At 67.5% G+C, this 25093-nt stretch carries 25 protein-coding genes and 1 pseudogene; 14 read left to right on the forward strand and 12 right to left on the reverse strand.

What is annotated here, in order from left to right; genetic code table 11:
- Positions 1–4: 4 nt before the first annotated feature.
- The 10 genes from BLU08_RS09475 (at position 5) to BLU08_RS09520 (ending at position 9056) form a co-directional block, all read left to right on the forward strand.
- Positions 5–412, forward strand: coding sequence for a phage major tail protein, TP901-1 family (locus BLU08_RS09475; RefSeq protein ID WP_090198738.1), 408 nt, complete (start codon positions 5–7; stop codon positions 410–412).
- Positions 409–723, forward strand: coding sequence for a gene transfer agent family protein (locus tag BLU08_RS09480; RefSeq protein WP_090198741.1), 315 nt, complete (start codon positions 409–411; stop codon positions 721–723). Before BLU08_RS09475 ends, BLU08_RS09480 begins: the two co-directional genes overlap by 4 nt.
- Positions 720–920 carry a phage tail assembly chaperone gene (locus tag BLU08_RS09485; protein ID WP_090198744.1) on the forward strand — a complete coding sequence of 67 codons (201 nt, stop codon included), beginning with the start codon at positions 720–722 and terminating at the stop codon, positions 918–920. The genes BLU08_RS09480 and BLU08_RS09485 overlap by 4 nt, the downstream gene beginning before the upstream one ends.
- Positions 913–1485 (forward strand): tail tape measure protein, encoded by a 573-nt coding sequence (locus tag BLU08_RS09490; protein WP_090198747.1) that lies wholly within the window; start codon positions 913–915, stop codon positions 1483–1485. The genes BLU08_RS09485 and BLU08_RS09490 overlap by 8 nt, the downstream gene beginning before the upstream one ends.
- Before the next feature lie 16 nt (positions 1486–1501).
- Positions 1502–3826 carry a DUF2460 domain-containing protein gene (locus BLU08_RS09495; RefSeq protein ID WP_090198750.1) on the forward strand — a complete coding sequence of 775 codons (2325 nt, stop codon included), beginning with the start codon at positions 1502–1504 and terminating at the stop codon, positions 3824–3826.
- The gene (locus BLU08_RS09500; RefSeq protein WP_090198753.1) at positions 3826–4638 is read left to right on the forward strand and encodes a DUF2163 domain-containing protein; all 813 of its coding nucleotides are present in this window, start codon (positions 3826–3828) and stop codon (positions 4636–4638) included. The genes BLU08_RS09495 and BLU08_RS09500 overlap by 1 nt, the downstream gene beginning before the upstream one ends.
- A complete protein-coding gene (locus tag BLU08_RS09505; protein ID WP_197676856.1) occupies positions 4635–5063 on the forward strand; it encodes a hypothetical protein in 429 nt (142 codons plus the stop codon). Before BLU08_RS09500 ends, BLU08_RS09505 begins: the two co-directional genes overlap by 4 nt.
- A gap of 4 nt (positions 5064–5067) precedes the next feature.
- The gene (locus BLU08_RS09510; protein WP_157674501.1) at positions 5068–7248 is read left to right on the forward strand and encodes a phage tail protein; all 2181 of its coding nucleotides are present in this window, start codon (positions 5068–5070) and stop codon (positions 7246–7248) included.
- 16 nt (positions 7249–7264) lie between these two features.
- Complete coding sequence (locus tag BLU08_RS15190) at positions 7265–7729, forward strand: DUF2793 domain-containing protein (RefSeq protein WP_157674502.1); 465 nt, start codon at positions 7265–7267, stop codon at positions 7727–7729.
- Positions 7730–7904: 175 nt separating this feature from the next.
- Positions 7905–9056 carry an OmpA family protein gene (locus tag BLU08_RS09520; protein ID WP_090198760.1) on the forward strand — a complete coding sequence of 384 codons (1152 nt, stop codon included), beginning with the start codon at positions 7905–7907 and terminating at the stop codon, positions 9054–9056.
- A gap of 255 nt (positions 9057–9311) precedes the next feature.
- Here the strand turns inward: BLU08_RS09520 and BLU08_RS09525 are convergent, their stop codons facing one another.
- The 7 genes and pseudogenes from BLU08_RS09525 to BLU08_RS15600 form a co-directional block, all read right to left on the reverse strand.
- On the reverse strand, positions 9312–10967 hold the full coding sequence (locus tag BLU08_RS09525) for an MFS transporter (RefSeq protein ID WP_233995925.1): 1656 nt from the start codon (positions 10965–10967) through the stop codon (positions 9312–9314).
- Positions 10968–11023: 56 nt separating this feature from the next.
- Entirely contained in the window at positions 11024–11722 is a 699-nt protein-coding gene (gene queC, locus BLU08_RS09530; protein ID WP_090198766.1) for a 7-cyano-7-deazaguanine synthase QueC, read from the reverse strand.
- Between the two features lie 53 nt (positions 11723–11775).
- The gene (locus tag BLU08_RS09535) at positions 11776–12189 is read right to left on the reverse strand and encodes a hypothetical protein (RefSeq protein ID WP_090198771.1); all 414 of its coding nucleotides are present in this window, start codon (positions 12187–12189) and stop codon (positions 11776–11778) included.
- An 85-nt stretch (positions 12190–12274) separates the two neighbouring features.
- The gene (locus BLU08_RS09540) at positions 12275–13183 is read right to left on the reverse strand and encodes an Hsp33 family molecular chaperone HslO (protein ID WP_090198773.1); all 909 of its coding nucleotides are present in this window, start codon (positions 13181–13183) and stop codon (positions 12275–12277) included.
- Positions 13184–13238: 55 nt separating this feature from the next.
- The gene (argF, locus tag BLU08_RS09545) at positions 13239–14192 is read right to left on the reverse strand and encodes an ornithine carbamoyltransferase (protein ID WP_090198777.1); all 954 of its coding nucleotides are present in this window, start codon (positions 14190–14192) and stop codon (positions 13239–13241) included.
- Positions 14192–15391, reverse strand: coding sequence for an aspartate aminotransferase family protein (locus tag BLU08_RS09550; RefSeq protein WP_090198780.1), 1200 nt, complete (start codon positions 15389–15391; stop codon positions 14192–14194). Before BLU08_RS09550 ends, argF begins: the two co-directional genes overlap by 1 nt.
- A 158-nt stretch (positions 15392–15549) precedes the next feature.
- A pseudogene (locus tag BLU08_RS15600) lies at positions 15550–16325 on the reverse strand (cold-shock protein).
- A gap of 294 nt (positions 16326–16619) precedes the next feature.
- Here BLU08_RS15600 and BLU08_RS09560 point away from each other — a divergent pair.
- Positions 16620–17054: a TIGR01244 family sulfur transferase gene (locus tag BLU08_RS09560; RefSeq protein ID WP_090198784.1), complete on the forward strand. Its 435-nt coding sequence runs from the start codon at positions 16620–16622 to the stop codon at positions 17052–17054.
- A gap of 7 nt (positions 17055–17061) precedes the next feature.
- Here BLU08_RS09560 and BLU08_RS09565 read toward each other — a convergent pair whose 3' ends face one another.
- Positions 17062–18516, reverse strand: a complete 1455-nt coding sequence (locus BLU08_RS09565; RefSeq protein WP_090198787.1) for an amidohydrolase — start codon at positions 18514–18516, stop codon at positions 17062–17064.
- A gap of 71 nt (positions 18517–18587) precedes the next feature.
- Here BLU08_RS09565 and BLU08_RS09570 point away from each other — a divergent pair, with 71 nt between their 5' ends.
- Genes BLU08_RS09570 through BLU08_RS09580 form a run of 3 tightly spaced genes read left to right on the forward strand, consistent with a single transcriptional unit; the run spans position 18588 to position 21567 of the window.
- Complete coding sequence (locus BLU08_RS09570; RefSeq protein ID WP_090198790.1) at positions 18588–18989, forward strand: hypothetical protein; 402 nt, start codon at positions 18588–18590, stop codon at positions 18987–18989.
- 6 nt (positions 18990–18995) lie between these two features.
- Positions 18996–19955 carry a sterol desaturase family protein gene (locus BLU08_RS09575; protein WP_090198794.1) on the forward strand — a complete coding sequence of 320 codons (960 nt, stop codon included), beginning with the start codon at positions 18996–18998 and terminating at the stop codon, positions 19953–19955.
- Between the two features lie 22 nt (positions 19956–19977).
- Entirely contained in the window at positions 19978–21567 is a 1590-nt protein-coding gene (locus BLU08_RS09580; protein ID WP_090198797.1) for a GMC family oxidoreductase, read from the forward strand.
- Positions 21568–21713: 146 nt separating this feature from the next.
- Here the strand turns inward: BLU08_RS09580 and BLU08_RS09585 are convergent, their stop codons facing one another.
- From BLU08_RS09585 to BLU08_RS09600, 4 genes are all read right to left on the reverse strand, one after another.
- A complete protein-coding gene (locus tag BLU08_RS09585; RefSeq protein WP_090198800.1) occupies positions 21714–23033 on the reverse strand; it encodes an ammonium transporter in 1320 nt (439 codons plus the stop codon).
- Positions 23034–23047: 14 nt separating this feature from the next.
- Positions 23048–23386, reverse strand: coding sequence for a P-II family nitrogen regulator (locus BLU08_RS09590; protein WP_090198803.1), 339 nt, complete (start codon positions 23384–23386; stop codon positions 23048–23050).
- A gap of 217 nt (positions 23387–23603) precedes the next feature.
- Entirely contained in the window at positions 23604–24161 is a 558-nt protein-coding gene (locus tag BLU08_RS09595; RefSeq protein ID WP_090198807.1) for a pyridoxamine 5'-phosphate oxidase family protein, read from the reverse strand.
- An 11-nt stretch (positions 24162–24172) separates the two neighbouring features.
- Complete coding sequence (locus tag BLU08_RS09600) at positions 24173–25057, reverse strand: alpha/beta fold hydrolase (RefSeq protein WP_090198810.1); 885 nt, start codon at positions 25055–25057, stop codon at positions 24173–24175.
- Positions 25058–25093 lie beyond the last annotated feature (36 nt).

Genomic DNA, 25093 nt, shown 5'->3' on the forward strand with positions numbered 1-25093 from the left:
GCCCATGCCAGCCCAGAACGGCGCCGCCTTCCTGCTCAAGATCGGCGACGGCACAGCTTCGCCCGCCTACGAAACGGTCGCGGGCCTCAGGACCACCCAGATGTCGATCAACGGCGACCCGGTCGTCGTCACCCACAAGCAATCGGCGGGATGGCGCGATCTCCTGTCGGGGGCCGGAACCCGCTCGGTTTCGGTGAGCGCAGCCGGCATCTTCCTCGGCAGCGCCGCGGAAAGCCGGGTTCGCGGCCACGCCCTCGCCGGGACGATCGACGACTACGAGCTCGCCTTCGAGGGCGGCGAGCGCCTGCGTGGTCGGTTCCTCGTCCAGCGGCTCGACTATTCGGGCGATTTCAATGGCGAGCGCACCTACACGCTGCAGCTCGAAAGCTCCGGTCCGGTGGTGAGCGCATGACGAGGCCCGCCAACCCCGTCCGCGGGGAAACGACCCTCGCGGTCGCGGGCACCGAGCACGTCCTGCGTCCGAGTTTCGAAAGCCTGGTGGCGGCGGAGGAGGAACTCGGTTCGCTTTTCGCGCTCGTCGAACGGGCGTCGGAGGGCGCGCTGACGCTCCGGGAAATGCGCGCGCTCCTGTGGCACTGCATGGCGGCGGAGAGCCGGCCCAGCCGCGAAGCGGTCGGCGAAGCCCTGCTCGAAACGGGGCTCGTCGCCGCCACACGGCCGGTCCGCGCGATCCTCGCCCAGGTCATCCAGGGCGGCGGATGAACCGGACCTTCGGCGAAATGGCGGCGCGGGCCAGCGCGCTCGCGGCGCAAGCGCTCGGTTGGAGCCCGGCGCAATTCTGGACATCGACCCCGCGCGAGCTGGCGCTGGCCCTGCAACCCCTGAGCGGTCACGCGGGCGCCGAAGCTCCGAGCCGGGAGGAAATCGACCGAATGATGGAGCGAGACCGGCATGGCTGACACATTCGACGAACTCGTGATCGATCTGCGGGCCAGCACGGAGGGTTTCGCGGCTGATCTCGAAAGCGTCCGCGGCTCGATCGACGCGTCGCTGATCGATGGCTTCGACAGGGCCGGCGCGACGCTCGAGCGTGGTCTGCTCTCGGCGCTGCGGCGCGGCAGCCTGGGTTTCGAAGATCTCAGGCGTCTCGCCTTGCGCGCCCTCGACGACATCGCCGGGCACGCGCTGCAATCGGGCTTCGGCGAGGTTTTCGGCTCGTCCGGCGGAGGGCTCGGCGGCTTTCTCGCCCAGTCCTTCGGCGCCCTGCTCGGCCTTCCGGGGCGCGCGACGGGCGGGCCGGTCTCGCCCGGCCGAGGATTTCTGGTCGGGGAGCGTGGCCCGGAAATCTTCGTGCCGACGACAGCCGGTCGGATCGAACCCACGCGAACAGGGGGTGCAGGGGCACGCGACGTGCGCGTGGCGATCCAGCTGAGCACGCCTGCCGAGACGGCCGCCCCGGCCGCGATGCGCCGCTCTTCCCGGCAACTCGCCAGCGCCGTGCGGCGCGCGCTCGAGCAGGCCTGAGCAAGGGGGGCAGGACATGGCATTCTGGCTGGCGCGCGAGCGGCGCGCGCAGGAAACGACTTTCATCCAGCGGTTCGATCCGCGCTTCTGGACCATCAACTTTCCCCGCCCGGCAATGGCTTCGGTGGTGGCGGAGGGTCCGGACGCGGTTCGCGTCGATGTCGAACTCCACCACGAAGACGAACTCGTCGGTCTGATCTGGGAAAGCGTGGACCGCTTCGACCACCCGCTTCTGGGCTATGCGACCGATCGCGATTACTCGCACACGAGCCTCAGCTTTCGCTGGCGCTCCGAAGGCCTGATCCCGCTCGACCAGCCGAACGGCCCGACCCTCACGATCGAAGGCCGCGATGCAGCAGGCACGGTCAGGGTCTGGTACGTGAGGCTCTGGAATTATGCCGAGGGATCGCCCACCGACGCCCGCATCACCTTGCCCTTCTCGGCGCTCGAAAGCGGCTACACCCTGCCCGGCGAACCGGTCCATCCTGCGGATATCGACCGGATGTTCATTTCCATCGTCGCCCCGGGCTACAATCCCGAAAGCACCGCGCCCCTTCCCGGGCGAGTCAACGGCCGGGTCATCATGTCCGAGATCGAAGCCGATGGCGGACGGGCCATGCTCGAAACGGGGGACGTGCTGCTGCCGATCCATGGCCTGCGGATGGCGACGGCCTACGACGATGCCTACAATCAGACCCCTGCGCGTTTGCTGCGCAACATCGTCGGGCTCGGCTATCGCTCGGACATCGTCCATTACGTCGGGATGAGCCATTTCATGCGGCTCGCCCGGACCGCTGGCGGCGCGCTGCTCGCGGAGCCTTCGGGCCGGATCTGCGAACCGGCGAAATCGTGGCATGACGCTTTTTTAGAACTCGCCCGGGAGAACGGTCTCGAGGTGATCGTCTCGCTCTCCTACGAATTGTTCGACGACTATTGCCCGGAAGACTGGAAGCAGCGCACGGCCGCGGGTCTGCCGGCGCTCACGGGGTGGTCGCCGCCTTCGACGCTGCTTTCCCCGGCCAGCGCCCCGGCGATGGGCTGGCTTGCCGAGGTCGCGCGAGGCTTCGTGGCGATGCTGCGCGCGGCGAACCTGCCGGTGCGGTTCCAGATCGGCGAGCCCTGGTGGTGGATCACCACAGCGGGTGAAATCTGCCTTTGCGACGACGCTGCAAGGGCGGCGCTTGGCGGGGAGCCGGTTGCGATCGGCGACCTGCGCCAGCCCCTGGGGCAGGAAGCGATCGCCCTGCTCGATGCAGCCGGCGCCCTCCTCGCCGATTCCACCGCTGCCCTCACCGCCGCCGTCCGCGATGCCGCCGAGGGGCCTGCCGAGGTCCTTCTCCTCGCGTTCATGCCGACGATCCTTGATCCGGCGATGCCCGAAGTTCACCGTGCCAACCTGCCGCAAAGCTGGGCGGCACCGGCGTTCGATCGCCTCCAGCTGGAAGATTACGACTGGCTGACCGCGGGAGCGGACGGGCTACGCCGACAGGGCTATGCCTTCGCCGATGCGAAGCTCGGCTATCCGCCCGGCCAGCAGGATTACCTCGCGGGCTTCGTCCTCGACCCGGCGGATGCGGAAAGCTTCTGGCCGCGCATCGACCGCGGCATCGACGAAGCCGCCGCCCGCGGCATCGCGCGGCAATACGTCTGGGCGCTGCCCCAGGTCACGCGCGACGGCTACACCCGCCTTCCTCCAACCGGGACCAGCGACATGCAATCCTTCGACGATGTGCTCTACCCCTTCGCACTGGGCCGCAACACCGCCGTGGCGCCGGAATTCTCGACCTCGATCGCGCTGACCGCGTCCGGGCATGAGCGGCGCAACGCGCTCTGGTCGGACGCGCTGATGCATTTCGATGTCGGTCCCGGCATCCGCTCCGAAGCCGAACTGGCCGAACTCATCGCCTTCTTCCGCGCCCGCTACGGCCCGGCGCGAGGGTTTCGCATCAGCGATCCGTACGACCACAGCTCGAACGGCATGACGGGTGTTCCGACGATGCTGGACCAATTGATCGGGACGGGCGACGGGCTGAGAGCCGATTTCCCGCTCGTGAAGACCTACGGCACCGGACCCGAGCCGCAGGTCCGGCCGATCACGCGCCCACGCGGCGACACGCTCCTCGTGAGTGTCGCGGGCACGCCGAGCGCCGACTGGACGCTAGGGCCGCTCGGCATCATCCGGTTCCTCGCAGCGCCGCCGGAAGGGGCGGAAGTTCGCGCGGGCTTCCTGTTCGACGTGCCGGTCCGCTTCGCCGAGGACCGGATCGACATCGCCGGCGTCAATTTCGCCGCTGGGGAAGCGCCGAGCATCCCGCTCGTCGAACTGCGAGAGGCTCGCTGATGCGCGTGTTTTTCGACCGGGAGCTCGATACCGCCGCGACATTCTGGCGGGTCTACCGACGCGACGGGGTGGCGCTCGGCTTCACCAGCCATGACCGCGATCTCTTCTGCGGGGGCATCATGCACAAGGCGGCCCCGGGCATGGTTCCTTCGGCCATCCGGCTTAATGCCGACCTGTCGCGCGACAACGCCGAGGTCGAGGGAGTGTTGAGCCACGATTCGATCCGCGCGGACGAACTCGCGGCGGGCCTGTTCGATCAGGCCGCGATCGAGATCGGGATCGTCGACTGGGAATTGCTCGACTGGCATGTGCTCTATTCGGGCCGGCTCGGCCGGATCGAAAGCGACGACCGCAGCTTCGCAGCCGAACTCAAGTCCGCCAAGCAGGACCTCGAACAGGACATCGTGCCGCGGACCAGCCCGACTTGCCGCGCCGCGTTCTGCGGCCCCGGCTGCGGCCTGTCCGCGATCCGGTTCACGAGCATTCGCACCCTGGCGGATCTCGACTTCGATCGCAATCGCGCCCGCTTCGCATCGCTCGATGCGGCGGCCTGCATCAATGGGCGCGTCCGGTTCCTCGAGGGTCCCCAGACAGGCCTTGCGCTCGGCATCGTGGGCGGAAGCGGCGACTGGGTGACGCTCGACCGACCTCTGGCCGGGGGCACACCGCTTGGGGCGAGGGCCGAGATCAGGGAAGGGTGCGACCGCACGCTCGCGACCTGCGCCTCGCGGTTCGGGAACGCGCTCAATTTCCGCGGGGAGCCCTTCCTTCCGGGCAACGACCTGCTGGCGCGACACGGTGCCGGTGGATGAGCGCCGGGACAAGCGAGGCGGCGCGCCTCGTCGAAGCGGCACGCTCGATGATCGGTTGCCCCTTCCTCCTGTTCGGCCGGAACCCTGCGACGGGGCTCGATTGCATCGGCCTCGTCGCGGCCTGCCTCGCCGCGATCGGCCGCGAACATTTCGCGCCGGTCGGCTACGGCTTGCGCAACCGGTCGATCGACGGCCTCCTCGACTGCGCCGTGCGGTCCGGGTTCGTCCCGGTTTCGGGGCCGCTCCGGCCCGGCGACATCGCGCTCGTCGGCCCTGCGCCCGGCCAGCACCACCTGCTCGTGATCGAACAACCCCGCGCGGTGATCCACGCCCATGCGGGCCTGCGCCGCGTGGTCCGCGAACCGGTGGCGGGCGAGCTCGATCGGATCATGCACTGGCGGCTTGGACCGCGAGAAGGAGCTTAGTCCCATGGCGACACTCGTGCTCACGGCGCTCGGGACAGCGATCGCAGGCCCGGTCGGCGGCGCGATCGGAGGGCTCGTCGGCCGGCAGGCGGACCAGGCCATCTTCGGGGGCGGTCGGCGCGAAGGCCCGCGGCTCAAGGAACTCGCCGTCACCACCTCGAGCTACGGCCAGGCGGTGCCGCGCCAGTTCGGGCGGATGCGGATCGCCGGGACGATCATATGGGCGACCGATCTCGTCGAGGCGAAATCGAGCCAGGGAGGCGGAAAGGGTCGACCATCGACCACGACCTACAGCTATTCGGCCTCCTTTGCCGTCGCGCTTTCGAGCACGCCGATCAGCGCGGTCCGCAGGGTCTGGGCCGATGGCCGGCTGCTGCGGGGCGCCGCCGGCGATCTCAAGGTCGCAGGGATGATGCGAACCTATCGCGGCCATGGAGACGACCCGGTCGATCCGCTCATCGCCGCGGACCGCGGCAGCAATGCCCCCGCGTTCCGCGACTTCGCCTACGTCGTTTTCGAGAATCTCGAACTGTCCGACTTCGGCAACCGCATTCCCGCGCTCACATTCGAGGTCATCGGCGAGGACGAGGCCCATGTGCGAATGGACCGGCTGTTTCCGCAGATCGATGCCGATGCGAGCGACCTCCTGCTGCCCCATGCACGCGGTTTCGCGGACGAGGGCGGGCCGGTCGCGAACACGCTGGCAGCGATCGACCAAGTCTATCCGCTATCCGTTTCCTTGTCCGCGGGGAAAGTCTGCCTTTCTGCGCGGGCGGACATCCCGGAAGATGCCCCGCTATTGCCCGAAGAACTGGCCGGATCCGCTCGCGGCGGTGCGGTCGAGCGGCGCCTGCATCGCGGCGAGGACGGCGAGCGGGAACCGGTTGCTCTGCGCTATTACGACGAGGCACGCGACTACCAGCCGGGGGTGCAACGCGCGATCGGCGAACGGACCGACGGGCGCGAGACGATGCTCGACCTTCCCGCGACGATGCTTGCCGAGAATGCGCGGCGGCTCGCCAACGCGAAAGCACACCGCGCCCGCTGGCGGCGCGAGCGCAGGTCATGGCTGTGCGCTGCGCTCGATCCCTCGATCCGGCCGGGAAGCGTCGTTCGCCTGCCCGAGGTGCCCGGGATGTGGCTCGTCAGGGACTGGGAATGGCACGATCGGGGGATCGAGCTCGGGCTCGAACGGCTCCCGCCGACCTTTGATGAGACGGCGCCCGGTGATCCCGGATCGTCCAATCTTGCCGAGGACCTAGCGCTTCCGGCAACGGTGCTCGATGCGTTCGAACTGCCTGCGGACGGGACGCAGTCGCCCGGTTCGATTGCGATCTTCGCTGCGGCCAGCGCATCGACGGCGGCATGGCGCGGTGCGGCGCTTTTCGTCGAACGGGGCGAAAGCCTGCTCGAGATCGGCAGCACCGGCTCTGCGCGCGCGATGACGGGGATGCTGGCGAGCGACCTGCGGCCGTCAGGGTGCCACCTGATCGAACAGGGTGCAGCGCTCGAGGTGGAGACGAGCCGCGAGGATGGATTCTTCCCGGACACCGATGTTTCCGGTCTCGCAGCGGGAGCGAACCGGCTCCTGGTCGGCGGAGAGGTACTTCAGTATCTGCGGGGCGAACGAACCGGGCCGACGCGCTGGAAGCTGTCGGGCCTCCTGCGCGGAAGGGGGGGAACCGAACACCTCGCCCAGCATCGCCATGTCGCCGGAACCCGGGTGATCCTGCTGGGCGAGGCCCTCGTGCCCCTCGATCCGGCGAGAGTCGCGCCGACTGCTGGCACCCGCCTGGCGGCGATCGGCCGGGGCGACGCGAACCCGGTTTTCGCTATGCTGGGCAATGTCGGCGCATCGCGGCGTCCGCTCGCCCCGGTCCATCCCGCTCTTCTTGTCGATGCGGCCGGGACCTGGACCTTCGGCTGGACGCGCAGGGCACGCGGGCAGTGGCGGTGGGACGACCGAGTCGAGGTCCCGCTCGTCGAGGAACGCGAGGAATACCTGGTCGGCTTCGGACCGGTGGAGGAACCCCACGCGACCTGGCCGACCCAGGTGGGCTCGATCGATCTGTCGCTTTCGGTCCGCACCGACCTGCTCGGCGCGCACGGACCGGGCCCCGTCTGGGTCAAGCAGGTCGGCACCTATTCGCATTCGCCGCCGCTTCTGCTGGGGCACCTATCCTGACTTCTGGAGGCAATTCATGGTTGATCCGATCACTTTCCCTTCCCGGACCGACGGGCTGGGATTGCCGCTGTTATTCGCCGGCCAGGCACAAAGGGAGATCTTTCTCAACCAGGCCTTCTGCCTGCTCGATTCCCTGATGACCCGGGCCGTCACCGCGGCGCTCGACGCACCCCCGGCGGATCCGGCGGAAGGCGCCTGCTACAGGGTCCTTGACGAAGCGACGGGCGAATGGAGCGGCAGGGATCGCTCGATCGCGGTCAGGATCGGCGGCGGATGGCATTTCGTGCCCCCCCAGGCCGGAATGCAGGTCTTCGATCGGGCCGCGCGGTGCTGGTATCATTTCGAAGGGGATTGGACCCGGGCCGTGCAGCCGCCCGCCCCCGAGGGCGGGACGGTCATCGATCAGGAAGCGCGCGATGGCCTCATGCAACTTATCGCGGCGCTCCGTAACATAGGTTTGCTCTCGCCCGATTCCGCCTGACCACGCCGCGGTCGGCAAAGCACATCAGACCTCCGGGAACGGCGGAACTGCGGGGAAATTGGGGCGCGATCGCGGCATTCTTGCAACAGTTTGCGGCGATTGACTGCTTGCCTCGCCCAGAGGGAAAAGATAGAGGTGCCCGGTGCCTCAATGCAATAAAAAGGGGAATGTTAGAATGCGTAAAATCGTCATTGGTATGGCGATGGCTTCGACTGCACTCTCCGCGCCCGCCATGGCTCGCGAGGGTCAATGGTACATCCAGGGTGACGGTGGTGCCATGATTGTCGAGGACATCTCGTTCGACGTGGACGGCAACCCGAGCGATGCTCAGGCCGATTTCAGCGAAGGCTACGACTTCGGCGCTGCGGTGGGTTACGATTTCGGCGCCTTCCGCATCGAAACCGAGGCCAGCTATCGCGCGGCCGATCTCGAAGATCTTTCCGCCGGTGCGGCAGGCCTTCAGGCCGGCAATCCGGCGGGCGGTCCCGGTACTGCCGTCTTCGGTGAAACGCTTCCTGCCAGTGGCGAGTTCAACGCGCTCAGCTTCATGCTGAACGGCTTGTTCGATTTCGGCTCCGACGACGGCATCCAGGCCTTCTTCGGTGGTGGTATCGGTGTTGCACGCGTCGATCTCGAAGGCTCCGTCGCGTTGAGCGGCCCGGGCGCGTTCGACGATTCCGACACCGGCCTTGCCTGGCAGCTTCTTGCGGGCGTCCGCGCTCCGCTGAGCGACAACTGGGATGTCGGCCTGAAGTATCGGTACTTCAACGCCGAAGACGTGAACGTCATCGACACCCGCGGCATCGGCTTCAATACCGATCTGACCTCGCACTCGATCCTCGGCTCGATCATCTACAACTTCGGTGGCGAAGAAGAGGCCCCGCCGCCTCCGCCGCCCCCGCCGCCTCCGCCTCCGCCGCCGCCTCCCCCGCCGCCGCCTCCCCCGCCGCCGCCGCCGCCTCCCGCGCCGCCGCCGTGCAACACGGGCCCCTACATCGTCTTCTTCGACTTCGACGAGTCGAGGATCACGGCTGAAGCGGCGACCATTCTCGACAGCGCGGTGACGGCCTATGCCAATTGCGGCAACGCCAGCGTCATGCTTGCCGGCCACACCGACCGTGCGGGCAGCGCGACCTACAACATGGCTCTTGCGGCTCGTCGCAACGATTCGGTGCGCGAGTATCTCGAGGGCCGGGGCGTTCCCGATGGTCGGATCACGAGCGAAGCCTTCGGCGAATCCCAACCGCGCGTCCCGACCGCGGACGGTGTTCGCGAGGCGCAGAACCGCCGCGTGGAGATCACCTACGGTCCCGGTTCGGGCATGTAAGGTCGATCGATACCGCGACTACAAGGAAGGGCCGGAGCGATCCGGCCCTTCTTTTTTGCCTGTTGCGCCGGGGACGGCGGTGAACTTGCCGAATGATCTCTTCGCTGATCTCGGCCGGTGACTGCGAAGCTTCGGATCTCGCAAAACGGCTGGCCATCCGCACCATTGCCTCCGCAGGTGCATGAGAACCCCGGCGCGCCGCCGCATCCGACGCCGCCCGCAGCCGAAGCCGCACTCCGAACTTGTGTGACTGCGCTAGGCGTCCCGAATGGCTATGTCCGGCTCACCGGCGGCCCGCGCGCGCTCGGCGATCGTGGCGGCGGCCTTGGGCACCAGACGGGCTGCCGTGGCGAGCAGGGCAAGGCCGATCGGCGTGATCCACAGGGTCGTCAGCACCCCTACCGACAGATCGCCGTCATTGCGCGCCGATACGTAACCGGCGAGGTAGGGGCCTAGGGCGAGGCCCACCAGGGTCGTTGCGAGGAAGAAGGTCGCCGTCGCGGTGCCGCGCATCCTGGGAAGCACGAGCGACTGGCTGGTCGCCGCCGCCGCGCCGAGCGCCGATGCCGCCAGCGCGCTCGTGACGATGTTCAGCACGATGAACAAGGTCCAACTCGAGGTCGTGTATTGCGCCACCGCGAAGGGGATCGGACTCAACAACCCGAACATGATCACCCAGACCCGGCCTGTCGGGGTGCGCTCCAGCAGCACGTCCGCGAGCCTGCCGCCGAGAATGACCCCGAGAAAACCGCCGACTGCCCCGCCGCCGCCGAGCCAGAAGCCGAGGGCGGATTTCGAGACTTCGGCGAAGGTCCGTTCGGCATAGGGCGCGCCCCAGTAGGAGGCGGAATAGGCCATGAAGGCGACCGTTCCGTAGCCGAGAATCGTGCACAGGAACGCCGGTGACCCCCAGGTCAGCGCGAAGGTCGGATAATCCCGCACGCGCAGCGCGCTCGCCCAGCAGAAGACCGCGTAATAGCCGATCGCCAGCAGCAACCATTGGTCGGTGACCTCCGGCAGGTTTGCCCCGAGCAGCCCCCCGAGACCGAGCACGATCGCCCCCTCACCCGAGCCGAGCGCCACCGTCAGCCCATGGGCGGCTGCCAGGGAAAACGCGAAAACCGCGATGTTGAGAGCAAGGCTCCGCCATCCCCGCGCCGCGGCACCGAAGAAGGTGAAGCCGGGAATGATCGTGTAGAGTTCGCGCACGAAGCCGCGAAACGGATGCGGGTCCTCCGGAGAGACCATCCCGTCGATCGCGCCGCGGATCGGCTCGCGCAGGGTCGCAACCCAGACCGCCAGAAGCAGGCCGGGCAGGCCCACCGCCACGAACGCGGCTTGCCAACCCGCGAGCCCCAGCCACGGATCGCCCGCCGGATAGGCGCGATTCCAGCCGTCGACGATGAACCCGCCGATCGCCAGCGAGATGCCCCCGCCGATATAGAGCCCCGAACTGTAGATCGCGAGCGCCGTCGCGCGCAGCCGGGCCGGGAACCAATCGGAGATCAGCGAATAGGCGGACGGGCTCGCGGTGGCTTCCCCCACACCCACGCCGATCCGCGCAACGGAAAGGGTCGAGGCATCCCGGGCGAATCCCGAAAAGGCCGTCATCGCAGACCACAGGGTCAGCCCGAGCGTCATCAGCCGCACGCGCTTCCAGCTGTCCGCGAGGCGACCGAGCGGGATGCCGAACAGCGCGTAGAAAATCGCGAAGGCCGTGCCGTAGAGGAACCCGAGATAGGCATCGTCGACACCGAGATCGCGCTTGATGTCGTTCGCCAGGATCGAGAGGATCTGCCGGTCGATGAAGTTGAGGACATAGACCAGCACGAGCACGCTCAGCGCATACCAGCTGTACGCGGGCACGCGGTCGTCGGCTGCGCTCGGCAGGCCCTTGATGTCGTCGCTCAAGTGAAGCTCCCCTCGGCCTTTATCGTTCTGAACGGCAAGGGTTCTCCCCCGTCCGGTCACGTCGCATAGCGCGTGGTGTCGACTAGTCCAGCCTCGGCAAATCCCTTTTTCCGCAGGCGACAGGAATCGCATGCTCCGCAGGCGAGCCCCTCCTCCGTCGGGTCGTAGCACGACCAGCTCCATGCCGGGTCCAGCCCGAGCCTCGCGCATTCGCGTGCTATGTCCGCTTTCGTCAGGTGCTGGAGCGGCGCATGAACCGTGAAGGGCCGGCCTTCCACACCCGCCTTGGTGCCCAGCCGCGCCGTTTCGGTGAAACTCGCGATGAATTCGGGGCGACAATCGGGATAGCCGGAATAATCCAGCGCATTCACCCCGATGAAGATGTCCCGCGAACCGCGGGCCTCGGCGAAGGCGGTCGTCAGGGCAAGGAACACGAGATTGCGCGCCGGAACATAGGTCACGGGTATCGCGCTGCCGACCCCGTCTTTCGGAACCTCGATCGCGTCGGTCAGCGCCGACCCCCCGAACTTTCGCAGATCGAGCGCGATCTCGACCTGCTCGGCCAGTTCGAGCCGCGCGGCAATGCGGCGGGCGGATTGCAGTTCGAGGCGATGGCGCTGCCCGTAGTCGACCGTCAGCGCATGGACCGCAAAGCCCCGCTCGCGCGCGATTGCCGCGGTCACCATGGAATCGAGCCCGCCCGAAAGCAGCACGACGGCAGCCGGTCGTTCCTGGTCGCCTCCACTTTTCGTCATCGGGCGGCCCTAGCGTCAGGCGGGCGCTTGAGAAAGCCGGTTCTTCGGCCCGATCAGCAGGTGCCCGTCCGGCGGGCTTCGGCGGAGAACTCGAAGGGCAGCCCCGATGCGATGCCCTGGCTTTCGATCTGCACCAGCGAACGGGTCTCCCGCCTGATATTGGTGCGGCCGTAGTTGTTGCCGGGGCAGGCGTACTGCACCGTGATCTTCGACGGCTCGTCCTCGACCACGAAGCGGCTGCAATTGAGATCGCCGTGGCGAAGCTGGATCAACTCCTCCCCCGTCCGCACGCAGACCTTGCTCTCTCCCGAACCGTCGCGGTGCTTGATCGTCCATTCTCCCTTCGCCAGGTCGCGGAACATCGCCAGACCGTCGCCCTGCGCGGCGGCCGGGATGGCGCCAGCCAATGCAGAGGCCGCGATCGCGAGCCCGTAACGGCGCAGTTTTCGGGGGAATTTCGATATCATCTGTCAGCTCTCGCGCAAAGAAGGTGCGCCCACTTGCACATATATGCCACAGGCCGGTGAACCGTGCAAAAGCAGCGACGAAATGTCAGACTTCGATCGCGAACTGACGCGAGCAGAACGCGCAATCGACCATGATCCGACCCTCTTCGTCCTGCATCTCGCGCTGGTCCGCGGCCGGAAAGCGTGCGAGGACCGCGGCATAGTATTCCGCACTGCACCTGCACCCCCGCGCGAGATCGGCACCGCGCTGGATGCGGATCTCGTCATCCTCGCTGAACAGCCGCCACGCGATCGCTTCCATCGACAGCTCGGGATCGAGCAGTTCCTCGTGGCTGATGGTCGATGCGAGCGCGAGGACATGCTCCCAGTCGGGATGGTCCATCCTCACATGCAGCCGCTCGCGGCCTTCCTCGCCTTCGGGAAGGTGCTGGACGAGCAGGCCGCCCGCGACCCTGCCCTCCCCGCTTGAACGGCTCGCGACCCGGATCAGGGTCGGGACCTGTTCGGACTGGCTGAAATAGGTCTCGCAGGCCTGCGCCAGGGTATCGCCTTCCAATGGCACGATCCCCTGGTAGCGCTGCCCCGCGCCGGTCTCGAAGGTGATCGCGAGGTAACCTTCGCCGAACAGGGCCGCCAGCGTCGGGTTGGCCCCAAGCCCGGCGAGGGCTTCCGCGTCGAAATCGGCATAGCCCCGCATCGATCCGCCGCGATAATCGCAGACCAGCAGCGAGACGACGCCAGCCTGGGTCTGGGCCTGCATGGTGAGCTGCCCGCCCTCGTCCTTGAGCAGGCTGCCCATGAGCGCCCCGAGCACCAGCGCCTCGCCAAGCAGGTGGGTGATCGGCGCAGGATAATCGTGGGCGGAGAGGACCTCATTGATCACCCCGTCGAGCCGCACGACCCGCCCCCGCGCATTGCGCCCGGGGAGGGTGAAACCGAGCAGCTTGTCGGAATAGGTTTCGGGGAGTTCGGAAGTCGATCTGGCGGGTTTCATGGCAGGCGATATGGGGCCTCCCGCCGCCCGCGATAAGCCCCCTCCTGCCCGATTGTCAGCCCGCCTCGCCGAGCAGGCCGAAGCTCCACAGCAGGACGGACTTCTGGGCGTGGATCCGGTTTTCCGCTTCGTCGAAGACGACCGATTGGGCGCTTTCGAAGACCTCCTCGCTCACTTCTTCGCCGACATGGGCGGGCAGGCAGTGAAGGAAAATCGCGTCGGGCCTGGCGCATCGCATGAGCGCGGCGTCGACCTGGAACGGCGCCATCGCCGCACGCTTTTCCGCCGCATCGACCTGTCCCATCGAGATCCAGGTGTCGGTCACGATCACGTCGGCATCGCGCGCGGCCGCGCACGCATCCTCGAAGAAGGTTACGGTCGCCCCGCCGGCCCGCGCCTGCTCGACGAACCCGGCTTCGGGGCGGTAGCGCGCCGGACATGCGATGCGGACGTTGAACTTCATCAATCCGGCTGCCTCGAGGATCGAGTGCAGCACGTTGTTCCCGTCCCCGAACCAGGCCAGCTCCAGCCCGGGCAGCGCCTTGCCGTGTTCGATCACGGTGAGGAGATCCGCGACGATCTGGCAGGGATGGGATCGGTCGGTCAGCCCGTTGATGACGGGAACGCTTGCATGGGCCGCCATCTGGGCGATCTTGGCGTGATCGTCGGTCCGCAGCATGATCGCGTCCACCATGCGGCTGAGGACCCGCGCGGTGTCGGCGATCGTTTCCCCCCGCCCCAGCTGGCTCGACCCGGCATCGAGCAGCAGCACCGAACCGCCGAGCTGCCGCATGGCGATGTCGAAACTCACCCGGGTGCGGGTCGAACTCTTCTCGAACACCAGGGCGAGCACCCGGCCCTCCAGCGGGCGGTCGCTGTCGGCCCGCCCTTTCGGCCAGCCCTTGCGCGCCCCCTTCCGGTCGATCGCATCGTTGATCATCGCCGCGATCGTGTCCGCCCCGGCATCTTCGAGATCGAGGAAATGCCGTACCCCCACAGCGCCGGACATCAGGCAGGCTCGGGCATCTTGTAGCTCGCCGCGCCGGCCGAGAGCTTGTCGAGGAATTCCTCCATCTCGGCCTCGCCGATCACCAGCGGCGGGATCACGCGGATGGTGTTGTCGCCCGCCGCCACGGTGAGCAGCTGGTGATGATCGCGCAGGTGGACGAAGAAGGGCCGGCTCTCGACCTTCATCTTCAGCCCCAGCATCAGCCCCGTGCCGCGGACGCATTCGAACAGTTCGGGATAATTGCCGATGAACTGTTCGAGCCGCGCGCGCAGCCGTTCGCCCTTGTCGCGGACCTGTTCGAGGAATTCCTCGTTCGCGACCGCCTCCATCACCGCCGTCGCCGCCGCCATGGCGAGCGGGTTGCCGCCATAGGTCGAACCGTGCGTCCCGAAGGTCATGCCGCGCGCGGCCCTTTCGGTGGCGAGGCAGGCGCCGATCGGAAAGCCGCCGCCCAGCCCCTTGGCGGTCGCCACGATATCCGGGGTGATCCCGTAGTGCTCGTAGGCGTAGAGCTTCCCGGTGCGCGCGACGCCGCATTGCACTTCGTCGAGCACCAGCATCAGGTCATGCTCGTCGGCAAGCGCGCGCAGGCCCTGCATGAATGCCTGCGAAGCCGGCCGGATACCGCCCTCCCCCTGGATCGGTTCGACCAGGAAACCCGCCGTGTTCGGCCCGATCAGCGCCCTTGCCGATTCGAGATCGTCGAATTCCGCATACTTGAAACCCTCGAGCATCGGCGCGAAGCCGTGGTGCATCTTGGTCTGGTTCGACGCGCTGATCGTCGCCATCGTCCGGCCGTGGAAGGCATTGGTGAAGGTGATCAGCTCGAAGCGCTTCGCATCGCCTAGGTCGCCCGCGTTCTGGTGATAGGCGCGCGCGCACTTGATCGAGGTCTCGACCGCTTCCGCGCCCGAATTGGTGAAGAACACCGTGTCGGCAAAGGTCTTGTCGACCAGCATCTGCGCGAGCTTTTCGCCCTGCGGGCTGCCGTAGAGGTTCGACACGTGCATCAGCGTCTCGGCCTGTTTCTGGATCGCGCCGATCAGGCCGGGATGCGAATGGCCGAGCAGGTTGACCGCGATCCCGCTCGCGAAATCGAGGTAGCGCGTCCCGTCCTCGTCGATCAGGTGGCAGTGCTCCCCGCGCACGGGACGCACGCCGCAGCGCGGATAGACGGGCATGAGTGGGGTGATCGGCATTGTCTTGACCTCGTTTCGCGAAAACCGCGGCCGGGCGCTTGCGCTGGCGGCGGGTCGCTCCAAAAGCAAACGGCGGCCCCGCATCGGAGACCGCCGCCTGTTCAATAATTTGGCCGCCGGGCCAGGTCAAACAAGACCCGCCGTCCGGCGGACGGTTCTCAGCCCTGGACGGGGACGAGGTTCACCGCGGAATACTTGCCGCGGCGATCGACCTCGAGGTCGAATTCGTAGCGCTCGCCCTCGTTGATCGCGGACAGGCCGGAACGTTCGACCGCGCTGATGTGGACGAAGGCATCCGGCTGGCCGTCATCACGCACGAGAAAGCCGAAGCCTTTCATCGTGTTGAAGAACTTGACCGTGCCGGTCGCCTTTTCGCCGGTCAGCTCGCGCTTGGGCGGACCGCTCTGGGCGGGGCGATGACTTCGCCCACGACCTGGAGGTCCTGGGCGGAAATCTTGCCGCCGCGATCGACGAGGTTGAATTCGAGCTCCTGTCCTTCGGCAAGACCTTCCAGCCCGGCACGTTCGACCGCGCTGATATGGACGAAGACGTCTTCGCCCCCGCCTTCCTGCTGGATGAAGCCGAAGCCTTTCTGGCCGTTGAAGAACTTGACCGTGCCCTTGCCGGTGCCGACGACCTGGGCCGGCATGCCGCGAAACCCGCCGCCACCGCCAGCGCCAGCGCCGCCGCCGCCGCGCGGACCGCGGGGGCCACCACCGCCGCCGCCGCCAAAGCGATCGCCGCCGCGGTCGCCGCCATAACGGTCTCCGCCGCCGTAGCGATCACCTCCGCCGAAACGATCCCCTCCGCGATCATTTCCGAAATCGGAGGGAGGGGGGAACCCGTCCATGCCTCCGCCGAAGGGATCAAAACCGTCTTCGCCGATTCCGTCGCGCTTGTCCCGCCCGCGGCGACGTCCTCTATCGTAACCCATAATCCAGCACGTATCCTGTCACACTGCCCGCCCTCCGAAGCGCAAGCCGCGGGGACAGTGAGCCGCGTCCGGCGCTGGTGCCGGCCCCATGGTCCGGGGAATCTGCACCTGCTGCCACCACTCATAGCGCACAAACACCGTCTTTGCGAACGAATTAACCGGCTGCGCGAAGCCTCGATCGAAATAATGACATTTTTTAGCGAAGTAACTCGCCAAGGCGCTCGTCTTGCACCGCCGGTCCGGTTTGGGCATGACGGGGCAAGCGCTCAAGCACAAGCGACAAGGACACGACTGATGAACGATTTCCGCAAGCTGTCGGACAGGGTCTTCGCAAGCCCGCAGATCGCGCCGGAGGACATCGCGGCGGCGAAGGGGGCCGGGGTCACGCTCATAGTCAACAACCGCCCCGACGGCGAGGACCCGGGCGCGCCGCAGGGCGGAGAAATCGCCGCGACCGCGCATTCCGCCGGGCTCGATTACCGCGCGATCCCGATCGGCCATTCCGGCTTTTCCGAAGCCCAGGTCGCCGAGATGGTCGAGGCGCTCGACGGGGCCGGCGGGAAGGTGCTCGCCTATTGCCGTTCGGGCACGCGCTCGACCTTCCTCTGGGCGCTGGCGCAGGCGCGAACGGGCGCGGCGACTCCGGAGGAGATCGCCGCCGCCGCGCGCGAGGCGGGCTACGACGTCAGCCCGATCCGCCCGATGATCGACATGCTCGCCGCACGCTAGCCGCGGCCTACTTGCGATAATCGAGCGGCGGGTCGCGGTCGCCGAGCAGCGAGCGATACTGGTAGCCCTCTCCCCGCGCCGCTTCGAATTCGGCCCGGGCCGCCTTGCGGAGCTCTTCGTCGGTGAAGAGTTCGACCGCCATCAGCGCCATCGCCTTGGCCGCGACCTCGGCCCCCTTGAACCCGATCGAGTGGCCGCTCGCTGCGACCGCCTGCCAGCTGTGCGCGCTCGTTCCGGGCACCCAGGTCGCGGTGCGGACGCCGACCGTGGGCGTCGCCCAGGACACGTCCCCGACATCGGTCGAACCGTAGCCCAGGCTCTTGTCGTAGGGCTGGACTTCGGCCGCGCTTTCGAGCGGGAGCGCCGCCTCGCCCAGCGACTTGCGGATCTCCGCGGCCCATTCGCGCTCTTCGGCGGTGTAGGCGACGCCGCCGACCTCCCGCAGTTTCGCGTCCATCACCCGCGCCAGCGTCTCGTTGACGAGCAGCGGGTTGTTGCCGTGAATCACTTCCCATTCGACGCTGGTCCCGGTGCCCATCGCGCCCCCGCGCGCCGCGTCCTCGAGCCGCTCCCAGATCGCCTCGACCCCTTCCGGCTCGGGCGCGCGGACATAGTAGAACACCTCGGCGAAATCGGGCACGACATTGGGCGCATTGCCGCCGCTGGTGATGACGTAGTGCATCCGCGCATCCTGGTCGATGTGCTCGTGCATCATGTTCGCCATCATGTTCATCGCCTCCACCCCGTCGAGCGCCGAACGCCCGCGCTCCGGAGCGCCGGCGGCATGGGCCGAAAGCCCGGTGAAGCGGAACTTGGCCGAACGATTGGCGAGCGTGGTGCGGGCCGCGGCGCTGTTCTCGTCGTCGCCGTGCCAGTGGAGCGCGATGTCGACGTCGTCGAACAGCCCCGCGCGGGTCATGTAGACCTTGCCCGATCCGCCTTCCTCGGCCGGCGTGCCGTACAGCCGGATGCGCCCCGGAGTGCCGGTTTCCTCGAGCCATTTCTTGACCGCGATCGCCGCCGTCAGCGAGCCCGCGCCGAACAGGTTGTGCCCGCAGGCGTGGCCGGCGTGCTTGCCCTCGACGGGCTCGCGCACCGGGCTGGCCGACTGGTTGATGCCGGGCAGCGCGTCCATTTCGGCAAGGATCGCGATGACCGGCCCGCCTTCGCCCCATTCGCCGACGAAGGCGGTCGGGATGCCGGCGACCCCCGCCTCGATCCGGAAACCTTCGGCGGCGAGTTCGCCCTGCAGCAATTCGGTGGAGCGGGTTTCGAGATAGCCGACCTCGGCAAAGTCCCACAGGGCCTTCGCCACGCGGGCGGTGCGATCCTGCTCGGCGGCGACCAGGCGGGCCGGGTCGGGCGCGTCGGCGCCGGGCGCGGCATCGGCAGCGAGCGGGGTGTGGGACAGGACCAGCGCGGCGAGCGCGGTGGTGGCGAGGGTCTTGGCGGCAAACTTCATGACGTGTCTCCTTGCTGCGCTGCTTGCCGCAAAGCGTTGCGCGTGCCAATCGCCTTGGCAAGATTTGCGCCATGGATATTCCCCCGCTCCTCCTCCAGACGTTGGGTTCGCTCCTCGCCATCCTCGTGCTGGCGGGGCTGGCCGTGCTGCTGAAGCTGGGAGGCGCGCCGAGCCTCGCGTCCGGGGAGGACGTGCGCCGCGCCGCGGCGGAGGCGGTGGACGGCTTCGAGGCGATCGAATGCGCCGCATCGCGCGACGGCACGGCGGCGCTCGCGCGCGATGCGGAAGGGCGCATCATGCTGATCAAGCGCCACGGCAACCGTTTCGCCGGACGCATCCTCACCGGCCGGGCGCGCGCACGCCGGCATGGCGAAGCGCTCGAAATCGACTGCGGCGAAAGGCTCTACGGCACCGTGGTCCTGGTGCTCGACGATCCCGCTTCCTGGCAGGCGCGGATCGATGCTATGGGTTGACCCGACATGCCCGAATTCTCCCCCACCCAGTACGCCGTGCCGCTGTTCGTGATCGCGGTCCTCGCCGAAATGATCTGGGCGCGGCTGAAACGGCCCGAAGCCTACGAACCCAAGGACACGCTCGTCAGCCTCGCCTTCGGACTGGGTTCGACCGTGGCCGGCGCGCTTTTCGGCGGGTTCGCGCTCTATGTCTTCATCGAGGCCTACGAATACCGCGTGTTCGACTTCGGCGATGAATGGTGGGCCGTGTGGTGGGCGTGGCCGGTGTGCTTCGTGCTCGACGACCTCAAATACTACTGGGTCCACCGCGCCGGGCATCGCATCCGCTGGATGTGGGCGAGCCATGTCAACCACCATTCGAGCCAGCACTACAACCTGTCGACCGCATTGCGGCAAAGCTGGACCGGGGCCTTCACCTTCGGATTTCTTTTCGCGATCCCGCTCGTCCTGCTCGGCTTCCACCCCGCGATGATCGCGATATGCGGCGGGTTCAACCTCGTCTACCAGTTCTGGATCCACACCGAGGCGATAGGCCGGATGCCGCGCTGGTTCGAGGCGGTGATGAACACGCCCTCGCACCACCGGGTCCACCACGCGACCAATCCGCGCTATCTCGACCGCAATTACGCGGGCGTCTTCATCGTCTGGGACAAGCTGTTCGGCACGTTCGAGCCGGAACGCGACGACGAGCCGATCCGCTATGGCATCGTCAGGCAATTGGGCAGTTTCAACCTGCTGTGGGCCGTGTTCCACGAATGGATCGGCATGATCGGCGACATCGCCCGCGCGCCCTGGCGGCACAAGCTGTCCTACCTCCTGCGCGAGCCGGGCTGGAGCCACGACGGCAGCCGCGAAACCTCGGACATGATCCGCGAACGCTGGCGCGCGCGGACCGGTCAGGCCGGCCCGGCAGCCGGATCAGTGGCGAACGGAAACCCGATTGCGGAGCCGCGCGAAGCCGCCTAGTTTTCCCCGCAGAGGAGAGAACATGGAGACTTTCGATTACATCGTCATCGGCGGTGGCAGCGGCGGCAGCGCGGTTGCCGGACGCCTGGCCGTCGACGGCACCCGCCGGGTCTGCCTGCTGGAAGCGGGCGGGCGCAACGACAACATCCTGATCAAGACGCCGGGCTTCATGCCCTTCATCCGCAATTCCTCGAACTACAAGTACGACACGGTCCCGCAGAAAGGCCTGAACGGCCGGATCGGCTACCAGCCCCGCGGGAAGGGGCTGGGCGGATCCTCGGCGATCAATGCCATGGTCTATATCCGCGGCAACAAGTGGGACTACGACAACTGGGAGGACATGGGCTGCACCGGCTGGGCCTATGACGACGTGCTTCCCTATTTCAAGCGTTCCGAGGCGAACCAGCGCGGCGAGGACGCCTGGCACGGCGAGGGCGGACCTCTGTTCGTGTCGGACCAGTGTTCGCCCAATCCCTGTTCCGAAGCCTTCGTCGAAAGCGCCGCCGCCCTGCAACTGCGCCGCAACGACGATTTCAACGGCGCGCGGCAGGAAGGCTTCGGCCTCTACCAGACCACCCAGCGCAAGGGCGAACGCTGGTCGGCGGCGCGCGGCTATGTCGAGCCGATCCGCCACCAGGGCAATTTCACCGTCCGCACCAACACGCTGGTCGACCGGCTCGAAATCGAGGGCGGGCGCGTCACCGGCGTGCGCGTGCGGCGCGGCGACACGACCGAGCTGCTCTATGCCCGGCGCGGCGTGATCCTGTCGGCGGGCGCGTTCAACTCGCCGCAGATCCTGATGCTGTCGGGCATCGGCCCGGGCGATCACCTCAGGGAACACGGGATCAGGGTGGTGGTCGACCGCCCGGCGGTCGGTTCCAACCTGCAGGACCACATCGACTATGTCTCCGCCTGGGAGACGACAAGCGACGTGCCGATCGGCGGCAGCCTCAAGGGCACGCTCAAGATGATCGGCGCGATGATCGAACACCGGCGCAGCCGCACCGGCGCGATGACGACCTGCTATGCCGAGGCGGGCGGGTTCTGGACGGTCATGCCCGACAGCCCCGCGCCGGACGTGCAGTGGCATTTCGTGCCCGCCGTGCTCGAGGATCATGGCCGGGCGAAGGTCAAGGAACACGGCTTCTCGCTCCACGCCTGCGTGCTGCGCCCGGAAAGCCGCGGGACGGTGCGGCTGGGCTCGCGCGACTGCGCGGCGGCGCCCGTGATCGACCCCAATTTCCTCGACGACGAGCGCGACATCGCGGTCCTGCGCGCCGGAGTGCGCCTGTCGCACCGCATCGCCGAAGCCCCGCCGCTCACCGATTACGGGCCGAAGGACCGCCACCCGATCGACCTCGACGACGACGACGCGCTCGACGCGCTGATCCGCGAGCGGGCGGACACGGTCTATCACCCGGTCGGCACCTGCCGCATGGGCTCGGACGAGGATTCCGTCGTCGACCCGCAGCTGAAGGTCCGCGGGGTCGAGGGGCTGTGGATCGCCGATGCCAGCATCATGCCCAGGATCGTGAGCGGCAACACCAACGCGCCCTCGATCATGATCGGCGAGCGCTGCGCCGATTTCGTCAAGGCCGCCGAAGCCGCCTGATACCTCGGAACGCACAAGAAAAGAGGGCCGGAAGCGGTGCTCCGCTTCCGGCCCTTTTCAGTCGTTCGTTCGCAGGAGGAACGAGGCGAGGCGGGGGAGGGAGAGAGGAGAGAGACCTCCCCCGCCAAGCTGGTGGAGCGGCGCGCCTAGTTGTAGGCGCGCTCGCCGTGTTCGGTGATGTCGAGGCCGTCGACCTCGTTTTCTTCGGAAACCCTGAGGCCGATCGTCGCCTTGACCGCGAAGCCCGCGATGAGGGTTCCGATCCCGGCCCAGGCGATGGTGACGATGACGCTGTAGACCTGCACCCAGAGCTGCGTGGCCAGCGGGGTCGACCCGTCGCCCGGCCCGCCGAGGAAGGGCTGGTAGACGATCGCGGTGCCGATCGCGCCGACGATCCCGCCGACGCCGTGGATGCCGAAGGCGTCGAGCGCGTCGTCATAGCCGAGCCTGGCCTTCACGCTGGCGACGAAGACGTAGCACACGGCCGAGGACACGATGCCGAGCAGGATCGCCCCGAACGGACCGGAATTGCCCGCCGCCGGCGTCACCGCGACGAGGCCCGCGATCACGCCCGAGCAGAAGCCGAGCGCCGATCCCTTGTGCCCCGCGGCCCGCTCGATCACCATCCAGGCGAGCGCGCCCGCGGCGGTCGCGACGAAGGTGTTGATCATGGCGAGTCCAGCCGACCCGTCCGCCTCGAGTGCGGAGCCGGCGTTGAAGCCGAACCAGCCCACCCACAGGAGGCCCGTGCCGACCATGGTCAGCGTCAGGCTGTGCGGCGGCATCGGCTCGCCCGGCCAGCCGCGGCGCTTGCCGAGGAGATAGGCGAGCACGAGGCCGGAGACGCCCGCGTTGATGTGCACCACGGTTCCGCCCGCGAAATCGAGCGCGCCGTCCTCGAACAGCAGGCCGCCGGTCATCCAGACCATGTGCGCGATCGGGAAATAGACGATCGTCAGCCAGATCGGCACGAACAGCATCACCGCGGAAAACTTCATCCGTTCCGCCGTCGCACCCAGGATCAGGGCGGCGGTGATCGCGGCGAAGGTCATCTGGAAGCTGACGAAGACATACTTGCTGATGACCTCGTCGGTGAAGGTCGCCGCCGTGCTCGACGCGTCGGTCCCGGCGAGGAACCAGCTCCCCCCGCTGATGAACAGGCCGAGCGGCGCGTCGTAGACCGTGTCCCCGAACGCGAGGCTGTAACCCCACATCACCCAGATGATCATGGCGAGAGAAGCGGTCGCGCCGATCTGGGTCATGGTCGAAAGCATGTTCTTCTGCCGCGTCAGCCCGCCATAGAACAGCGCGAGGCCCGGCATGATCATGAGCAGCACCAGCAAGGTGGCGGTCATCATCCAGGCGTTGTTGCCCGGGTTCGGCACCGCCGGAGCGGCGGCCAAGGCCGGCTGGCCCGCCGCGAAGGCGAGCGCGGCGGCGGCGAAAAGAGTGGATATGCGCGTCATCGTCTGCCCCCTTGTCAAAGTGCCGTCTCTCCGGTTTCGCCGGTGCGGATCCGGGTCGCCGAGGCGAGGTCGAGGACGAAGATCTTCCCGTCCCCGATCGCGTCGGTGTTGGCGGTCTGCTGAATCGTGTCGACGACCTGCTGGGCGACTTCGTCGCTGGCGGCGATCTCGATCTTCACCTTGGGCAGCATGTTGGTGGAATATTCCGCCCCGCGGTAGACTTCGGTCTGGCCCTTCTGGCGGCCGAAGCCCTTCACTTCGGAAACGGTCATCCCTGCGACACCGATGGCCCCGAGCGCTTCGCGCACTTCGTCGAGCTTGAACGGTTTGATGACGGCAATGATGAATTTCATGCCCAACCCCTGTTGTTCTCCGGATTTTTCCGGTCACAAAGGATAGAGCAAAACCCGTGCCAGATCCGCCGCGTTACCGGAATCCCGGGATTCCGGCGCGTTCTGCTCGCAGGTGCAGCAACGCAGCTGCACAAATTTTAACCCGATGTTCGCTTTTTGGGCAGGCGGCGCACATTTCCTGCCCACGCCGCTCTCGGCCGGATGGGCGCCTGCGCGATCAATCGCCCGCGATGAAACGATCGGTCGGGCGCGTCGGGAGCCCGTCGATGCTGGTCGTGCGGCGCGCGGCCTTGGCGGTCCATTTCTCCGGGTCCGACTGGCGATGCGCTTTCCTGAGCGTGTCGCGCTCCCCTTCGAGCGTCATGAAGGGCACCCCCCAGCCGCAGCTCGTCTGCACGCCCTCGACCGCGATGTCGAAGATCTGGCGGGTGCCCGGCATGAGCGTGAAATGCGCCGCCAGTTCCTCCCAGCCGTCATCCTGCGGCAGGACCGGCACGCCGCGGCCATAGATCCGCAGGATCAGCGCGGGCCGTTCGAAATTGCAGAACATCACGGTGATGCGGCCATCGGCGGCCAGATGCGCGTGGGTTTCGTTCCCCGACCCGGCGAGATCGAGATAGGCGACTCGCGCGGGCGACAGCACGCGAAAGGCGTCATAACCCTTGGGGCTGAGGTTGATCCGCCCCTCCGCCGCCGCCGTGGCGACGAAGAAGACCGGCTGTTTCCCGATCATGGCGACGTGTTTCGGCTCGAGCGCGTCGAAGAAGTCGGCCATGATCGTCTCTCCTATTCCGCGAGGAATTCGCGGATGGTCGCGATGAAGCGGTCGAACTGGTCGTGGTGGAGCCAGTGCCCCGCCCGTTCGAACTCGATCACCCGCGCCGTGTTGAAATGGGCCAGCCGGCCGTCCTTCTCCGGGTTCGAGGCCCAGCTGTCGGCGCCATAGAGCAGCAGGGTCGGACAACGGATCGCCGCCCAGGTCTGTTCGAGGAATTCGTCGGCAAGATCCTCGATCGGCCAGACATTGAGATGCGGGTCGAACTTCCAGCTGTAGGTCCCGTCCTCGTTGCGGTTGACCCCGTGGATCGTGAGGTGCCGCGCCTGTTCCTCGGTGAGGTAGGAATTCTCCTCGATCATCCGGGCAAAGGCTGCCTCGATGCTTTCGTAGCGGCGCGGGATGCGGCCGGCGGCGGCGCGCTTCTTGCCGATCCATTCGGCGAGGCGTTCGGGATAGGGCGTCGAACGCTGCTTGTCGCGCCATTCCGGGGAGGGTCCGAGCCCTTCGATCGCGACCAGTTTCGTGACCATGTCGGGGAAGGTCCCGGCATAGCGCAGCGCGACGTTCCCGCCCATCGAATGCGCGACGATGGCGACCGGCCCGGTGCCGAGCTGGTGGATGAGCTGGGCAAGGTCGTAGACCATGTCGCCGGCGGAATAGTTTCCGTCCGACACCCAGTCGCTGTCGCCATGCCCGCGATGGTCCATCGCGACGACGCGGTATTCCTCGCGCAGCGCCTCGGCCGTCCAGTCCCAGCTGCGCGCATGGTCGCGCCCGCCATGGACGAGCACCAGCGTCGGCCTGTCGCCGCTGCCGCCGGACCCCCAGTCCTCGTAATTCAGGCGGAGGCGCTGCGAGATGAAGGTCTGCGAAGTGGGTCCCGATCCGTTCATGCGCCCGCCATGCCGCGAATGCGCCCGGCCCGCAAC

This window comes from Erythrobacter sp. HL-111 (assembly GCF_900105095.1).
In the GTDB taxonomy this organism is placed as follows: domain Bacteria; phylum Pseudomonadota; class Alphaproteobacteria; order Sphingomonadales; family Sphingomonadaceae; genus Erythrobacter.

Coding starts and splice junctions, on each gene's coding strand:
- BLU08_RS09475 (WP_090198738.1), top strand. CDS start 5: ATGCCAGCCCAGAACGGCGCCGCCTTCCTGCTCAAGATCGGCGACGGC.
- BLU08_RS09480 (WP_090198741.1), top strand. CDS start 409: ATGACGAGGCCCGCCAACCCCGTCCGCGGGGAAACGACCCTCGCGGTC.
- BLU08_RS09485 (WP_090198744.1), top strand. CDS start 720: ATGAACCGGACCTTCGGCGAAATGGCGGCGCGGGCCAGCGCGCTCGCG.
- BLU08_RS09490 (WP_090198747.1), top strand. CDS start 913: ATGGCTGACACATTCGACGAACTCGTGATCGATCTGCGGGCCAGCACG.
- BLU08_RS09495 (WP_090198750.1), top strand. CDS start 1,502: ATGGCATTCTGGCTGGCGCGCGAGCGGCGCGCGCAGGAAACGACTTTC.
- BLU08_RS09500 (WP_090198753.1), top strand. CDS start 3,826: ATGCGCGTGTTTTTCGACCGGGAGCTCGATACCGCCGCGACATTCTGG.
- BLU08_RS09505 (WP_197676856.1), top strand. CDS start 4,635: ATGAGCGCCGGGACAAGCGAGGCGGCGCGCCTCGTCGAAGCGGCACGC.
- BLU08_RS09510 (WP_157674501.1), top strand. CDS start 5,068: ATGGCGACACTCGTGCTCACGGCGCTCGGGACAGCGATCGCAGGCCCG.
- BLU08_RS15190 (WP_157674502.1), top strand. CDS start 7,265: ATGGTTGATCCGATCACTTTCCCTTCCCGGACCGACGGGCTGGGATTG.
- BLU08_RS09520 (WP_090198760.1), top strand. CDS start 7,905: ATGCGTAAAATCGTCATTGGTATGGCGATGGCTTCGACTGCACTCTCC.
- queC (WP_090198766.1), bottom strand. CDS start 11,722: ATGACGAAAAGTGGAGGCGACCAGGAACGACCGGCTGCCGTCGTGCTG.
- BLU08_RS09535 (WP_090198771.1), bottom strand. CDS start 12,189: ATGATATCGAAATTCCCCCGAAAACTGCGCCGTTACGGGCTCGCGATC.
- BLU08_RS09540 (WP_090198773.1), bottom strand. CDS start 13,183: ATGAAACCCGCCAGATCGACTTCCGAACTCCCCGAAACCTATTCCGAC.
- argF (WP_090198777.1), bottom strand. CDS start 14,192: ATGTCCGGCGCTGTGGGGGTACGGCATTTCCTCGATCTCGAAGATGCC.
- BLU08_RS09550 (WP_090198780.1), bottom strand. CDS start 15,391: ATGCCGATCACCCCACTCATGCCCGTCTATCCGCGCTGCGGCGTGCGT.
- BLU08_RS09560 (WP_090198784.1), top strand. CDS start 16,620: ATGAACGATTTCCGCAAGCTGTCGGACAGGGTCTTCGCAAGCCCGCAG.
- BLU08_RS09565 (WP_090198787.1), bottom strand. CDS start 18,516: ATGAAGTTTGCCGCCAAGACCCTCGCCACCACCGCGCTCGCCGCGCTG.
- BLU08_RS09570 (WP_090198790.1), top strand. CDS start 18,588: ATGGATATTCCCCCGCTCCTCCTCCAGACGTTGGGTTCGCTCCTCGCC.
- BLU08_RS09575 (WP_090198794.1), top strand. CDS start 18,996: ATGCCCGAATTCTCCCCCACCCAGTACGCCGTGCCGCTGTTCGTGATC.
- BLU08_RS09580 (WP_090198797.1), top strand. CDS start 19,978: ATGGAGACTTTCGATTACATCGTCATCGGCGGTGGCAGCGGCGGCAGC.
- BLU08_RS09585 (WP_090198800.1), bottom strand. CDS start 23,033: ATGACGCGCATATCCACTCTTTTCGCCGCCGCCGCGCTCGCCTTCGCG.
- BLU08_RS09590 (WP_090198803.1), bottom strand. CDS start 23,386: ATGAAATTCATCATTGCCGTCATCAAACCGTTCAAGCTCGACGAAGTG.
- BLU08_RS09595 (WP_090198807.1), bottom strand. CDS start 24,161: ATGGCCGACTTCTTCGACGCGCTCGAGCCGAAACACGTCGCCATGATC.
- BLU08_RS09600 (WP_090198810.1), bottom strand. CDS start 25,057: ATGAACGGATCGGGACCCACTTCGCAGACCTTCATCTCGCAGCGCCTC.